We start from the raw sequence: 14,656 nt of genomic DNA on the forward strand, positions 1-14,656 counted from the left end.
CGCCCACTATCCCAGAGCCTGCCGGCGTGCGGCAACGCTGCCGCCGGCAACAGATCGTTACGACTGGCGAGGCTTGAGGTTCTGCACCTTATAGAAGGTGTGGTCGCCGATGGTCGCCACCTGGTAGGCATTGCGCCAGTTCGGGCTGGCGATGGACAGCGCGGCGAAGTGGCTGGCGCCGGGCACGATCTCGCGGCGTTCGCCGGCCGGCAGCGCCCAGTTGCGCTCGGCGTCGAAGGCCACGTTCATTGCCTCGCTCCAGGCCGCGTCGTTGCCCAGCTGGGTGCCGGGGGAGACGATGGTCGGGGCGAACTGCTTGCGCGCGGTGACCACCTGGCACATCGAATCACCCCACAGGCCGCTGTCGAGGCGGCGCAGTGCGACTTCGGCGACGGCCTGCTGGCCGCGCAGGGTCTGGTCGCGGGCTTCCAGGTAAACGGTGGTGCTCAAACACAATGAATCAGCGGCCGGCTGCGGCAACAACTGCGACAGCCAGAGAATCCAGGCCAGTTTCATATAACTCCTTGCTCCGTGTGGGCCGCACCTCTGGATTCCCGCAGCGGGGGCTGCGGGCCGGGGTACGACTTGGCGTCATGGGGAGGCGGCCATCGGGGCCGCCCCGTGGGCGACCCCAAAAGAAACGATCAATCCGATCGAGGGGGTCGCGCCGGCTCACCGGAAACTGGCTGGTGAGCGGAAAGTTGGCGCAAGGTAGGGGGGGATTGCCGAACGCATCCTGAATCGGCTCGCTTGACATTCAGGTTCGGGCCGGGTGACGGAAATCACATTCCGTCCCCCATTCAGGCTCGAACTACAGCGCGGCAGCCATCCGGCTGCCCTGATCGATTGCTCGTTTTGCGTCGAGTTCGGCTGCCACATCGGCACCGCCGATCAGCTGCGCGGCGATGCCCGCGGCCTGCAGTTCGGCCAGCAACGCACGGTTCGGTTCCTGCCCGGCGCAGACCACCACATGGTCGACCGGCAGCAGCTGTTCGCTGCCCTCGACGCGGATGCGCAGGCCGTCGTCGTCCACTCCCAGGTACTCCACGCCGCCGAGCATGCGCACGCCCTTGGCCTTCAGCGTGGCGCGGTGGATCCAGCCGGTGGTCTTGCCCAGCCGCGCACCGGGTTTGCCGGCACTGCGCTGCAGCAGCCAGAGGCGACGCGGCGACGCCTCCACCTGCGGGGTGGCGAGGGCGCCGCGGGCCTCGAAGCGGCTGTCCACGCCCCATTCGGCCATCCAGCGCTGCGGGTCCAGCGACGGCGAGGGGCCGGCATGGCTGAGGAACTCGCCGACATCGAAGCCGATGCCGCCGGCGCCGATGATCGCCGCGTTGGCACCGACCTCGACCCGGCCCAGCAGCACGTCCAGGTAGCTGACCACCTTGGCGTGGTCGGCACCGGGAAAATCGACCTTGCGCGGGGTGATGCCGGTGGCCAGCACCACCGCGTCGAATCCGGCCAGGGCCGCCGCGTCGGCGCGGGTGTCCAGGCGCAGCTGCACGCCGGTTTCGGCCAGCTTGTGGCGGAAGTAGCGCAGGGTCTCGTGGAACTCCTCCTTGCCCGGGATGCGCTTTGCCACGTTGAACTGGCCGCCGATCTCCCCGCCGGCATCGAACAGGGTGACCTGATGGCCACGTTCGGCGGCCACCGTGGCACAGGCCAGGCCGGCCGGGCCGGCACCGACCACGGCGATCTTCTTCGGTGCGGTGGTCGGGTGGTAGACCAGCTCGGTTTCGTGCGCGGCACGCGGGTTGACCAGGCAGCTGGCCAGCTTGTTCTCGAACACGTGGTCCAGGCAGGCCTGGTTGCAGGCGATGCAGGTGTTGATCGCCTCGGCGCGGCCGGCGCGGGCCTTGTTCGGCCACTGCGGGTCGGCCAGCAGCGGGCGTGCCAGCGACACCATGTCGGCGCCGCCGCCGGCGAGGATGCGCTCGGCCACGTCGGGCATGTTGATGCGGTTGGTCGCCACCAGCGGCACCTTCACATGCGGCTTGAGCTTGGCGGTGACCCCGGCGAAGGCCCCGCGCGGCACCGAGGTGGCGATGGTCGGAATGCGCGCCTCGTGCCAGCCGATGCCGGAATTGATGATCGTCGCGCCGGCGGCCTCGATGGCCTGCGCCTGCTGCACGATCTCTTCCCAGTTGCTGCCGTCATCGACCAGGTCGACCAGCGACAGCCGGTAGATGATGATGAAGTCCGGCCCGCAAGCCTCGCGGATGCGGCGCACGATCTCCACCGCGAAGCGCATGCGCTGCTTTGCGTCGCCACCCCAGGCATCGGTGCGCGTGTTGGTGCGCGGGGCGATGAACTCGTTGATGAGGTAGCCCTCCGAGCCCATCACTTCGACGCCGTCGTAGCCGGCCTCGCGGGCCAGCTTCGCACTGCGCGCGTAGTCGGCGATATGGCGTTCGACGCCGCTGGCCGACAGCGCGCGCGGGGTGAACGGATTGATCGGCGCCTTCAGCTTCGACGGCGCCACCGACAGCGGGTGATAGGCGTAGCGACCGGCGTGCAGCAGCTGCAGGCAGATCTTTGCGCCGTGCTGGTGCGCGGCGGCGGTGAGCTGGCGGTGCGGGCGCACTTCCCAGGGCCAGGACAGCTTGCCGCCGAACGGCTTCAGCCAGCCCACCACGTTCGGCGCGAAGCCACCGGTGACGATCAGGCCGACGCCGCCCTCGGCGCGTTCGGCGAAGTAGGCGGCCAGGCGCGGGAAGTCGCGGGCGCGATCTTCCAGGCCGGTGTGCATCGAGCCCATCAGCACCCGGTTGCGCAGCTGGGTGAAGCCCAGGTCCAGCGGGGAGAACAGGTGCGGATAGGCGGTTTCGTTGGCTGGCGACATGGTCGATACGCTTGCGTACGGAAGCGCGCAGCGTGCCGCGAAACCGCGGCCGGGGCAAGGGCTGGTGCAGCGCCCGGTAGCGCCGGGCCATGCCCGGCGACGCGGTCACCCGTGGCCGCGCTGCGCGCTCGCCGGGCGTGGCCCGGCGCTACCAACGGCCGGGCGGCCGATGCCGAACCAGCCCAGGGTGAATCCGCACAGCGGGCCGATCAGCACGGCGAAGGCCAGCGTGCCCAGGCCGATGTTGCCGCCCAGCCACCAGCCCACCGCCAGCGCGCTGCCCTCGATGAGGGTGCGGACCTTCCAGATCGGCCAGCCGGTGCGTGCATGCAGGCCGGTCATCAGCCCATCGCGCGGACCGGGGCCGAGCCGTGCGCCGATGTACAGGCCGGTGGCCAGCGCGATCAGCAGCAGGCCGGCGCAGAACAGCAGCAGTTGCCACGCCAGGCCGACGGCGGGCGGCAGCAGCCACAGGCCGAACTGCGCGGACGGCCCGATCAGCAGCACGTTGAGCACGGTGCCCACGCCGGGCTTCTGCCGCAGTGGCAACCACAGCAGCAGCACCACCAGGCCCACCAGGTTTGTGACCAGGCCGAACGACAGCGGCGAGTGCAGGGTGATGCCCTGTGACAGCACGTCCCACGGCGCCACGCCGATGGCTGCGCGCACCATCAGGGCAATGCCGAATCCGTACAGGAACAGGCCGGTGACAAGTTGCAGCAGGCGCAGGGGCAGGGTGGTGGGCATGGGGAGTTCCGGGGGAGAGAAGATCTGTTCCCACCGTAGTCCCGCTTTGGCCATCGTTATAGATACAGATGCCAGGCAATGCGCGCGTACAGCGGTGTTGCCGCCAACGGGCCGTACCGCATCAACGGTAATGACGGGCGGGCGCGGCAGAATATCGGTCGGTGCGGAACTGAAACCACGACATCGAATGACGGTTTCACCACTTCTACGGCCGGGGGAGCGGTTCCTGTCATAAGGTTCCTCACTTCAATGGGCGCGCGCTGAATCCCGCCACGAAGCCCTTCGCAAAACCTGTCGCCTGTTCCCCTTAATCCCCTCCAAACCCTTGTCGCACGGGGGTCTTGCGGATTTTCATGATCCTGTATAGGGTTTCAACGTCGGACCGTTGGCTGGTCGGCTGCGACGCTTCACATGTTACGGGACTGTTAACATGACCTTCACCCGCCTGAGCATAATGTTCGCGGCGGTGGCGTGCTGAATCGGCTGTCGAACATCGACGCAGTAGTGCTGGCCCATGCCTCTACCGGTTTCATACCCCCGAAATAGGAGCTGTACTCAATGAACAAGAAGATCCTTACTGCCGCGCTGCTGGGTGGTCTGGCTTTCGCCCAGGCTGCGTCCGCGCAGGAGTTCGATGACCGCTGGTACCTGACCGGTTCGGCCGGCTTCAACTTCCAGGACAGCGACCGTCTGACCAATGACGCTCCGTTCGTGACCCTGGGCCTGGGTAAGTTCATCAGCCCGAACTGGTCGCTGGACGGTGAGCTGAACTACCAGAACCCGAACTTCGACGCCAACCAGGACCTGAACTGGTCGCAGTACGGCGTGTCGTTCGACGTGCGTCGCCACTTCATCCAGGAAGGCCGCGGCTGGAACCCGTACATCGTCGGTGGCCTGGGCTACCAGAAGTCGGAAGAAGAGTACGCTGCCGTCAACAATAACGGTCCGCGTGAGCGCAAGGACGGCAACCTGTCGGCCAAGCTGGGCGTCGGCCTGCAGACCACCTTCGAAAAGCGCGTTGCTGTCCGCGCCGAAGTGGCCTACCGCGCTGACTTCGACGACCAGAGCGTTGCCGCGCGCGACGAAAGCTGGTTCGGCGACGTGCTGGCTTCGGTCGGCGTCGTGATCCCGCTGGGCCCGGCCCCGGTGGCCGCTGTTGCCCCGGCTCCGGCTCCGGTTGCCCCGAGCTGCGCCGACCTGGATGACGACGGTGACGGCGTCAACAACTGCGACGACAAGTGCCCGAACTCGCAGCCGGGTCAGACCATCGGTCCGGACGGTTGCCCGGTGCCGGTCTCGATCGACCTGAAGGGCGTGAACTTCGACTTCGACAAGTCGAACCTGCGTCCGGACGCTGTGGCCATCCTGTCGGAAGCTTCGGAAATCCTGAAGCGTTACCCGGACCTGCGCGTTGAAGTCGCCGGTCACACCGACTCGAAGGGTACCGACGCTTACAACCAGAAGCTGTCCGAGCGTCGCGCCACCGCCGTGTACAACTACCTGACCCAGAACGGTGTGGACGCTGGCCGTCTGCAGGGCCCGATCGGCTACGGCGAGAGCCGTCCGATTGCCCCGAACACCAACCCGGATGGTTCGGATAACCCGGAAGGTCGCGCCAAGAACCGTCGTACCGAGCTGAACGTCCAGAACTAAGTTCTGACGCTCTGCCAGTAAGACACAGCAGGACCCGGCTTCGGCCGGGTCTTGTTGTTTGTGGGCCCAGGAAACACAGCCGTCACGCCCTCTGAACGACCGTTCGTCGGCATTTTGCCCGCAAAACCAATGAGTTGCCGTATTCATTGAAAGTGGCGCTTGAAAGCTGTCGCGGCATTGCTAAACTCGCCGCGTCACTTCCTTTCGTGGATGCACCTCATGCTGCGCTCTGCATCGGCCGCCGTCCTGGCGCTGGCCCTGGTTCCCGTCGCCCACGCGGCGGTTGATTGCTCGGTCAACACCAGCGCCTCGCCGCTGCCCCTGCCGGCCACGGCCATCGCGCCGGTGGCCGATGAGCTGTACATCCGCGGCACCCAGCTGGGCATGTCCAGCGGCGTGCTGGGCAGCAGCTACGATCCCTCGCAGTCGCTGGACCAGGTGCTGCAGCGCCTGCGCATCGATGGCTGCCAGAACATCGCCAAGGCCATTCCCAGCGCACCGGCGGTGAAGCCGAACGATCCGGCGGCCTACAAGCCGCAGACCGAGTTCGACAACACGCCGTGGCGCTTTGACATGAGCCAGAACGGCAAGCGCATGACCGCCGAAGAGTTCGACGCCTGGATGAAGGCGCGCGGTGTGCGCGTGGTCAAGGCGCGTCCGGCGCCGGCTGCTGCCGCTGCCCCGGCTACCACCGAAGCACCGGCTGAGACCAAGCCGGGCGAGAAGAAGTAAGCCGCGCGGGGAGCAGAGGCTTGCGCACGCGCCGCCCTCCTGCCACCCCCGCCGCCCGCTCCCACGCTCCGCGTGGGCGTGCGAAGCCCGCTGCCGCACCCGCCGGTGTCCGCCATGGCCTGGCGCGCGTGCTGTCCAAGGCGGGCGTCTGTTCGCGTACCGAAGCCGCGCGCTGGATCGCTGACGGTCGCGTGCGGGTGTCCGGGCGCATCGTCCGCGATCCCGAGTTCCCGATTGCGCAGCCGGCACCGCCCATCGAAGTGGACGGCCAGCCGCTGGGCGCGCCGCAGCGCCTGTACCTGATGCTCAACAAGCCGCGCGGTGTGGTGACCACCGCGCAGGATGAGCGTGGCCGCGACACCGTCTACCGCTGCTTCGATGGCGCCGGGCTGCCCTGGATCGCGCCCGTCGGGCGGCTGGACAAGGCCAGCGAAGGCCTGCTGCTGTTCAGCAACGACCCGCAGTGGGCCGCGCGCCTCACCGATCCGCAGACCGGGCCGGACAAGACCTACCACGTACAGATCGACCGCCTGCCGGACGAGGCCACGCTGGCCGCGCTGCAGGCCGGCATCGACGACGAGGGCGAGTTCCTAGTCGCCCGGGCCGTGCGCGTGCTGCGCAGCGGTGACAAGACCGCATGGCTGGAGGTCGTCCTCGAAGAGGGGCGCAACCGCCATATCCGCCGCCTGTTGGCGGCCTTCGACCTGCAGGTGCTGCGCCTGGTCCGGGTTGCGATCGGCGGGCTGGCGCTCGGCGATCTCGGCAAGGGCCAGTGGCGGGTACTGGAGGTCAGCGACCAGCAGCGGCTGGGGGCCGCTGCACCGGGCTGAAGTCCGGCCCACGGCTGGCAGCCGCCGGCCACCGTTCCAGGCGTAGGGGGCGCCTGGCTTTCGATTCATTTGAACGGAGCGTGCCCATGTACCCGACCCTCGACCGAACCCTGCGCTGCGCCGGCCTGTTGCTGCCGCTCGCACTGCTGACCGCCTGCGGCGGCCACAAGAAAGTGGCCAAGGCAGAAACCCCGGTGGAAACGCCGGTGGTGGAAGTGAAGACCCCGGAACTGGACGGCCGCGGCAGTTACCGCTTCATGATGAGCGACGGCGACCACAAGATGACCGCCGATGAGTTCGATGCCTGGATGAAGGCCAACGGCATCCGCGTGGCCAAGGGCAACGCGCAGGACGCCGCCGCCAAGCCGGCGGTGGTGGTGGCCAGCAAAGACGAGCCCAAGGACAAGAAGAAAAAGAAGAAGTGACGCGCGTTGCGCGTAGCGCCGGTAGCGCCGGGCCATGCCCGGCGAGCGCCTAGCGCGGACGCTGTTGCTGGGGTCAGAGCCCTTTCCTGCGGAAAGGCATCCGACCCCGGGAGCTGATGCCGCTGCGCCCCGGTAGCGCCGGGCCGTGCCCGGCGAGCGCGTAGCGCGGACGCTGTTGCTGGGGTCAGAGCCCTTTCCTGCGGAAAGGGATCCGACCCCGGGAGCTGATGCCGCTGCGCCCCGGTAGCGCCGGGCCGTGCCCGGCGAGCGCGTAGCGCAGACGCTGTTGCTGGGGTCAGAGCCCTTTCCTGCGGAAAGGGATCCGACCCCGGGAGCTGATGCCGCTGCGCCCCGGTAGCGCCGGGCCATGCCCGGCGAGCGCGTAGCGCGGACGCTGTTGCTGGGGTCAGGGCCCTTTCCTGCGGAAAGGGATCCGGCCCCCGGGAGCTGATGCCGCTGCGCCCCGGTAGCGCCGGGCCGTGCCCGGCGAGCGCGTAGCGCGGACGCTGTTGCTGGGGTCAGAGCCCTTTCCTGCGGAAAGGGATCCGACCCCGGGAGCTGATGCCGCTGCGCCCCGGTAGCGCCGGGCCGTGCCCGGCGAGCGCGTAGCGCGGACGCTGTTGCTGGGGTCAGAGCCCTTTTCTGCGGAAAGGGATCCGACCCCGGGAGCTGATGCCGCTGCGCCCCGGTAGCGCCGTGCCATGCCCGGCGAACGCCTAGCGCGGACGCTGTTGCTGGGGTCAGAGCCCTTTCCTGCGGAAAGGGATCCGACCCCGGTGCATCATCAGCCCTTGATCACGCCCAGTTCCAGGCCGATGCGGGTGAATGCATCGATCGCGCGGTCCAGATGCTCACGCGTGTGCGCGGCGCTGATCTGGGTGCGGATGCGGGCCTGGCCCTTGGGCACCACCGGGAAGAAGAAGCCGATCGCGTAGATGCCTTCTTCCAGCAGGCGCTCGGCGAACTTCTGCGCCAGCGGGGCGTCGTACAGCATCACCGGGCTGATCGGGTGCACGCCCGGCTTCACGTCGAAACCTGCAGCGGTCATCTTCTCGCGGAAGTAGGCGGTGTTCTGCGCCAGCGTGTCGCGCAGGTCGTCAGCGGCGGACAGCATCTCGAAGGCCTTGATGCCGGCGGCGACCACGTGCGGCGGCAGCGAGTTGGAGAACAGGTACGGGCGCGAGCGCTGGCGCAGCAGCTCGATCACCTCGGCGCTGGCGCAGGTGAAGCCGCCCAGGGCGCCGCCCATGGCCTTGCCCAGGGTGCCGGTGATGATGTCGATCTTCTCGAGCACGCCCTTCACTTCGGCCGAGCCGCGGCCGCTGGCACCGAGGAAGCCGGTGGCATGGCATTCGTCGATGTGCACCAGCGCGTTGTACTTCTTCGCCAGCGCGGTGATCTCGTCCAGCGGGGCGATGAAGCCGTCCATCGAGAACACGCCGTCGGTGGTGATCAGCTTGGTCTTGCAGCCGGCGGCATCGGCGGCCTGCAGCTGCGCTTCCAGGTCGGCCATGTCGCAGTTTGCGTAGCGGAAGCGCTTGGCCTTGCACAGGCGCACGCCGTCGATGATCGAGGCGTGGTTCAGTGCATCGGAGATGATCGCGTCGTTCTCACCGAGCAGCGGCTCGAACAGGCCGCCGTTGGCGTCGAAGCAGGCCGCGTACAGGATGGTGTCCTCCTTGCCGAAGAAGTCGGCGATCTGCTTTTCCAGCTGCTTGTGCAGGTCCTGGGTGCCGCAGATGAAGCGCACCGAGGCCATGCCGAAGCCGTGGGTGTCCAGGGCATCCTTGGCCGCCTGGATCAGGTCCGGGTGGTCGGCCAGGCCCAGGTAGTTGTTGGCGCAGAAGTTGAGCACGGTGCGGCCATCGTCGAGGGTGATCTCGGCCGACTGCGGGCTGGTGATGATCCGCTCGGACTTGAACAGGCCCTGGGCGCGGATGGCGTCCAGTTCCTCGGCGTAGTGGCGGGTCAGGGCAGAGGAGGTCTCGGTCATGGCGTGGGCACGGCTCAGCACGGGAAACCGCTGATTCTACCGGGCAACTGTGGCCGGGAGCCGCCTGCGGCGGGCCATCGCCATGGCCGGCACATGTTGCATCGCAATATCAAACAGGTTAAAAAACCGTGAACCGGTAGCGATTCCGCCGGCCGCGCCACCCGCCTCCCCCGCCACCGCCATCCGGAGATGCACATGAAGCCTGCCCGCAGCTGCCTCGCCCTCGCCGCCGCCCTCTGTCTCGCCCCCTTCGCCGCCAGTGCCCAGGATGAGGCCGCATCGCCGTACAGCTGGAACGTGACCGGCGTGTCCGACTACGTGTTCCGTGGCGTCTCCCAGACCGACGAAGATCCCACCCTGCAGGCCGGCTTCACTTATACCAGCCCGGTTGGCCTTTACGCCGGTGTGTGGGGGTCGGGTGTCGATTTCGGGCCGGGCGACCCGAGCGTCGAGCTGGATTACCTGATCGGCTACGGCATCGACGTCAGCGACAAGGTCAACTTCGACGTGCTGCTCAACCGCTACACCTACCCCGGTGCCAGCGAACTGAACTACAACGAGCTGATCACCACCACCACGTTTGCCGAGCAGTACAAGCTCACCGTGGCCTACACCAACGACCTGTCCGGTTCGGATACCAAGAGCTGGTATTACGCCGTCGGCGGCGAGTGGGGCCTGCCGCAGGACTTCACGCTGAGCGCCAACGTCGGCCGCACCACGCTTGAAACGGCTTACGGCAAGGATTACACCGATTTCAACGTCGGCGTGTCCCGCCAGTTCGGCATGTTCAACCTGGGCGTGGCCTACCACGGCACCGATGGCGCAGGCCGCGACAACAACGGCAAGCTGGCCGACAACCGCGTCGTGCTGACCGTCGCGATCGGCAACTGATCCGACGCTGCTGTTGACCACGAAAAAGGCGCCCGATGGGCGCCTTTTTCTTTGCCGCAACGCCGGGCATGGCCCGGCGCTACCGTATGCCGGTCAGTTCCAGCTCAACACGACCTTGCCGGCCTTGCCTTCTTCCATCAGGTCGAAGCCCTTCTGGAAATCGTCGATCGGCAGCTGGTGGGTCATCACCTTGCCCAGCGGGAAACCGGACAGCACCAGCTGGGTCATCTTGTACCAGGTCTCGTACATCTTGCGGCCGTAGATGCCCTGCACGGTCAGGCCCTTGAAGATGATCTTGTCCCAGTCGCAGCCGGCGCCCTTGGGCATGATGCCGAGCATGGCGATCTTGCCGCCGTGGTACATGCAGTCGAGCATGTCGTTGAAGGCGCGCGGATTGCCGCTCATTTCCAGGCCCACGTCGAAGCCCTCCATGTGCAGTTCCTTCATCACGTCCTTCAGCGACTGGTTGGCAACGTTGACCACGCGGGTGGCACCCATGTCGGCAGCCAGCTTCAGGCGGAAGTCGTTGACGTCGGTGACCACCACGTTGCGCGCACCGATGTGCTTGCAGATGCCGGCGGCGATGATGCCGATCGGGCCTGCGCCGGTGATCAGCACGTCTTCACCGATGACGTCGAATTCCACCGCGCAGTGCGCGGCATTGCCGTACGGGTCGAAGAAGGCGGCCAGCTCGGACGGGATCTGGTCGGGGATCGGCCACAGGTTGCTGGCCGGCATCACCATGTATTCGGCGAAGGCACCGTTGACGTTGACGCCGATGCCGACGGTGTTCGGGCACAGGTGCGGGCGGCCGCCGCGGCAGTTGCGGCAGTGGCCGCAGACGATGTGGCCTTCGGCCGAGACGCGCTGGCCGATTTCATAGCCGGTGACGGCCGAGCCGAGTTCGGCGACGCGGCCGACGAACTCATGGCCGATGGTCAGGCCCGGCTTGATGGTGCGCTGGCTCCACTCGTCCCACAGGTAGATGTGCAGGTCGGTGCCGCAGATGGCGGTCTTTTCCAGCTTGATCAGGACCTCGTTCGGACCCGGGGTCGGCACCGGAACCTCTTCGAGCCAGATGCCCTTGGCTGCTTCGCGCTTGACCAGGGCCTTCATCGTTTGCTGCGCCATCGGGTGGAACTCATCAGGGGGAAAACGCGGATTATAGAGGCCCGCGCGGAATTCCCATGTTGCGCTGCGGGTGCTTTTGCGCTCCCGGTAGCGCCGGGCCATGCCCGGCGGAGGGCAGTGGGTCGGCCCATGACTTCCGGGGATCGGGGCGGGGCAGGGGGCTGGGCTACACTCGGCGGTTCTTTCACCAGGGGCCGCTCGATGCGCTCGAACCTGCTTGCATTCTCCGTCGTCGCCAGCCTCGGGCTGGTCCAGGTCGCCCATGCCGCCGAAGGCATGTGGGTGCCGCAGCAGCTGCCGGAAATCGCCGGCCCGCTGCAGAAGGCCGGCCTGAAGCTGTCCCCTGAACAGCTGGCCGACCTGACCGGCGACCCGATGGGCGCGGTGGTCGCGCTCGGCGGCTGCACCGCCAGCTTCGTCTCCCCGCAGGGCCTGGTGGTCACCAACCACCACTGTGCCTACGGCGCCATCCAGCTGAACTCGACCGCGCAGAAGAACCTGATCAAGGACGGCTTCAACGCGCCCAAGCTCAGCGATGAACTGAGTGCCGGCCCGAACGCCCGCGTCTTCGTGCTCGACCAGATCACCGACGTCACCGCCCAGGCCAAGGCCGCCATCGCTGCCGCCGGCAAGGATCCGCTGGCCCGCAGCCGCGCCCTGGATGCCTTCGACAAGGCCCAGGTCGCCGCCTGTGAAGCCGATGCCGGCTTCCGCTGCCGCCTGTACTCGTTCAGCGGCGGCAACACCTACCGCCTGTTCCGCAACATGGAAATCAAGGACGTGCGCCTGGTCTACGCGCCCCCGGGCAGCGTCGGCAAGTTCGGCGGCGACATCGACAACTGGATGTGGCCGCGCCACACCGGCGATTTCTCGTTCTACCGCGCCTACGTCGGCAAGGACGGCAAGCCGGCGGCATTCTCGGCCGACAACGTGCCCTACCAGCCCAAGCACTTCCTGAAGTTCGCCGACCAGCCGCTGGGTGCCGACGACTTCGTGATGGTGGCCGGCTACCCGGGCCGCACCAACCGCTACGCCCTGGCCGGTGAGTTCAACGAGACCGCCAGCTTCACCTACCCGACCATCGCCCGCCACTACAACGCGGTGCTGAAGATGATCGACGAGGCTGGCAAGGCCGACCCGGACGTGAAGGTGAAGTACGCCGCCACCGCCGCCAGCATGAACAACGTGGCAAAGAACTACCTGGGCCAGCTGGAAGGCTTCAAGCGCATCGACGCGGCCGGCCAGAAGCAGGCCGAAGAAGCCGCCGTGCTGGCCTGGCTGAAGAAGCAGGGCGCCGCCGGCAAGCCGGCCCTGGCCGCGCACGCGCAGCTGCTCAAGCACCTGGACACCAGCAAGGCCACGCGTGAGCGCGACCTGTTCGTGTCGCAGTTCAATAACACCTCGGCCGTCAGCGCCGCCATCACCCTGTACCGCCTGTCGATCGAGCGCAGCAAGCCGGACGCCGAGCGCGAAGCCGGCTACCAGCAGCGCGACCTGACCACCATCGAAGGTAGCCTGAAGCAGATGGACCGCCGCTACGTGGCGAAGATGGACCAGCAGCTGCAGACCTACTGGCTGGACCAGTACGTCGCCCTGCCGGCTGCGCAGCGTGACAACGAAGTCCTGAACAAGTGGCTGGGTGGCAGCGACGAGGCCGCCGTGAAGTCGATGGTCGGCAAGCTGTCGGGCACCCAGCTGGGCAGCCTCGATACGCGCCTGAAGTGGTTCACCGCCGACCGCGCCGCCTTCGAAGCCAGCACCGATCCGGCCATCCAGTACGCCGTGGCCGTCATGCCGGCGCTGCTGAAGCAGGAAGAACAGCGCAAGATCCGCGAAGGCGAATCGCTGACCGCGCGTCCGCTGTACCTGCAGGCGGTGGCCGACTACAAGAAGAGCCAGGGCGAGTTCGTCTATCCGGACGCCAACCTGTCGCTGCGCATCACCTTCGGCAACGTCATGGGGTATGGCAAGGACGGCGTGCAGTACACCCCGTTCACCACCCTGGAAGGCGTGGCCGCCAAGGAAACCGGCGAAGATCCGTTCGATTCGCCGAAGGCGCTGCTGGATGCGGTCAAGGCCAAGCGTTACGGCGGCCTGGAAGACAAGCGCATCGGTTCGGTGCCGGTGAACTTCCTGTCCAACCTGGACATCACCGGCGGCAACTCCGGTTCGCCGGTGCTGGACGCGCACGGCAAGCTGGTCGGCCTGGCCTTCGACGGCAACTGGGAATCGGTCAGCTCCAACTGGGTGTTCGACCCGGTGATGACCCGCATGATCGCCGTGGACAGCCGCTACATGCAGTGGATCATGCAGGAAGTGGCGCCGGCGCCGCAGCTGCTGAAGGAACTGAACCTGGCCAAATAAGGTAGTGCCGGCCGCGGGCCGGTAACGCCCCCGGGCAGATCATCCACGCATGGCGTGGATCTACTGACCGGGCCAAACCGGGCAGATCATCCACGCATGGCGTGGATCTATTGACCGGGCCAAACCGGGCGGATCATCCACGCATGGCGTGGATCTACTGACCGGGCCAACAAGGTAGTGCCGGCCGCTGGCCGGCAATGCCAGGCCGCGCCCGGCGCAATCGGTGCGCAAACCTCAAGCCCCGCGACCCTGGTCGCGGGGTTTTTTCATGCCCCGACCGGCCCGGTGCGCCGAACAGGTATCATCCCTGTTCCGCGTACTTCACAGGATGTGAACGAAACGCGGAAACCTCCTCCCCCCAGGACCCCTTGTTCGCATGCGCATCCTGCTTGCCCGTCACGGCGAAACGCCGTGGAACGCCGAAGGCCGCTACCAGGGCCAGATCGACATCCCGCTTTCGCCCATCGGCGAAGCCCAGGCCCAGGCTTTGGGCGCCCGTCTCGCTTCGGTGGACATCACCCGTGCGGTGGCCTCGCCGCTGTCGCGCGCCCAGCTGACCGCCCAGCTCGCCCTTGGTGCCGACCGCGCCGCCATGCTGCAGACCGAGCCGGACCTGCAGGAAATCGCCCACGGTGAGTGGGAAGGCCTGCTGGCCAGCGAGATCAACGAAAAAGACCCGTCGCGCCTGAAGGCCTGGCGCGAAGAGCCCGATACCGTGCTGATGCCCGGCGGCGAATCGCTGCGCTTGGTGCTCGAGCGCAGCTGGCGTGGCCTCGCCCGTGCCGCCGAAGGCCTCGGCGAGGACGACACCCTGCTGGTGGTCGCCCATGACGCGGTCAACCGGGTGATCCTGTGCAGGATCCTCGGCCTGCCGATTTCCCGCCTGTGGACCTTCCGCCAGGCGCCGACCACCCTGAACCTGCTCGAAGGCGCCGACCTGGACAGCCTGGAAGTGGTGCGCCTGAACGACTGCGCCCACCACACGCCGTTCTTCGGCGAAGCCAAGCACCGCGCCCTCTGATTCCCGAACCACCTGCTTCTGCTGGAA

General features: G+C 67.3%; 12 protein-coding genes. 7 read left to right on the forward strand and 5 right to left on the reverse strand.

All coding sequences use genetic code 11. The annotated features are described in order from the left end of the window. Positions 1 to 57: 57 nt before the first annotated feature. The 3 genes from C1925_RS04580 to C1925_RS04590 all read right to left on the reverse strand — a co-directional run bounded on the left by C1925_RS04580 (position 58) and on the right by C1925_RS04590 (position 3,589). A complete protein-coding gene (locus C1925_RS04580; protein ID WP_004154513.1) occupies positions 58 to 516 on the reverse strand; it encodes a cell wall hydrolase in 459 nt (152 codons plus the stop codon). 295 nt (positions 517 to 811) lie between these two features. Continuing rightward, positions 812 to 2,842: an NADPH-dependent 2,4-dienoyl-CoA reductase gene (locus C1925_RS04585; RefSeq protein ID WP_108767864.1), complete on the reverse strand. Its 2,031-nt coding sequence runs from the start codon at positions 2,840 to 2,842 to the stop codon at positions 812 to 814. Between the two features lie 105 nt (positions 2,843 to 2,947). Then, complete coding sequence (locus tag C1925_RS04590; RefSeq protein WP_108767865.1) at positions 2,948 to 3,589, reverse strand: hypothetical protein; 642 nt, start codon at positions 3,587 to 3,589, stop codon at positions 2,948 to 2,950. A gap of 558 nt (positions 3,590 to 4,147) precedes the next feature. Between C1925_RS04590 and C1925_RS04595 the strand changes: the two genes are divergently transcribed. The 4 genes from C1925_RS04595 to C1925_RS04610 all read left to right on the forward strand — a co-directional run bounded on the left by C1925_RS04595 (position 4,148) and on the right by C1925_RS04610 (position 7,229). After that, positions 4,148 to 5,242, forward strand: coding sequence for an OmpA family protein (locus tag C1925_RS04595; protein WP_108767866.1), 1,095 nt, complete (start codon positions 4,148 to 4,150; stop codon positions 5,240 to 5,242). Between the two features lie 219 nt (positions 5,243 to 5,461). Continuing rightward, entirely contained in the window at positions 5,462 to 5,974 is a 513-nt protein-coding gene (locus C1925_RS04600; protein WP_108767867.1) for a hypothetical protein, read from the forward strand. Between the two features lie 20 nt (positions 5,975 to 5,994). Continuing rightward, entirely contained in the window at positions 5,995 to 6,804 is an 810-nt protein-coding gene (locus C1925_RS04605; RefSeq protein ID WP_174213486.1) for a pseudouridine synthase, read from the forward strand. Between the two features lie 86 nt (positions 6,805 to 6,890). Continuing rightward, positions 6,891 to 7,229: a hypothetical protein gene (locus tag C1925_RS04610; RefSeq protein WP_108767869.1), complete on the forward strand. Its 339-nt coding sequence runs from the start codon at positions 6,891 to 6,893 to the stop codon at positions 7,227 to 7,229. A 784-nt stretch (positions 7,230 to 8,013) separates the two neighbouring features. Here C1925_RS04610 and kbl read toward each other — a convergent pair. Next, a complete protein-coding gene (kbl, locus tag C1925_RS04615; protein WP_108767870.1) occupies positions 8,014 to 9,222 on the reverse strand; it encodes a glycine C-acetyltransferase in 1,209 nt (402 codons plus the stop codon). A 195-nt stretch (positions 9,223 to 9,417) separates the two neighbouring features. Here kbl and C1925_RS04620 point away from each other — a divergent pair, with 195 nt between their 5' ends. Then, positions 9,418 to 10,113, forward strand: coding sequence for a TorF family putative porin (locus tag C1925_RS04620; protein WP_108767871.1), 696 nt, complete (start codon positions 9,418 to 9,420; stop codon positions 10,111 to 10,113). Positions 10,114 to 10,206: 93 nt separating this feature from the next. Here C1925_RS04620 and tdh read toward each other — a convergent pair whose 3' ends face one another. Further along, positions 10,207 to 11,229 (reverse strand): L-threonine 3-dehydrogenase, encoded by a 1,023-nt coding sequence (gene tdh, locus C1925_RS04625; protein ID WP_108770617.1) that lies wholly within the window; start codon positions 11,227 to 11,229, stop codon positions 10,207 to 10,209. A gap of 216 nt (positions 11,230 to 11,445) precedes the next feature. Between tdh and C1925_RS04630 the strand changes: the two genes are divergently transcribed. Both C1925_RS04630 and C1925_RS04635 read left to right on the forward strand, forming a co-directional pair. Beyond that, the gene (locus C1925_RS04630) at positions 11,446 to 13,608 is read left to right on the forward strand and encodes a S46 family peptidase (protein WP_108767872.1); all 2,163 of its coding nucleotides are present in this window, start codon (positions 11,446 to 11,448) and stop codon (positions 13,606 to 13,608) included. 376 nt (positions 13,609 to 13,984) lie between these two features. Then, positions 13,985 to 14,629: a histidine phosphatase family protein gene (locus C1925_RS04635; RefSeq protein ID WP_108767873.1), complete on the forward strand. Its 645-nt coding sequence runs from the start codon at positions 13,985 to 13,987 to the stop codon at positions 14,627 to 14,629. The last annotated feature ends 27 nt before the right edge of the window (positions 14,630 to 14,656 follow it).

Origin of the sequence: Stenotrophomonas sp. SAU14A_NAIMI4_5, from assembly GCF_003086795.1 — a bacterium.
Taxonomy (GTDB): Bacteria; Pseudomonadota; Gammaproteobacteria; order Xanthomonadales; family Xanthomonadaceae; genus Stenotrophomonas.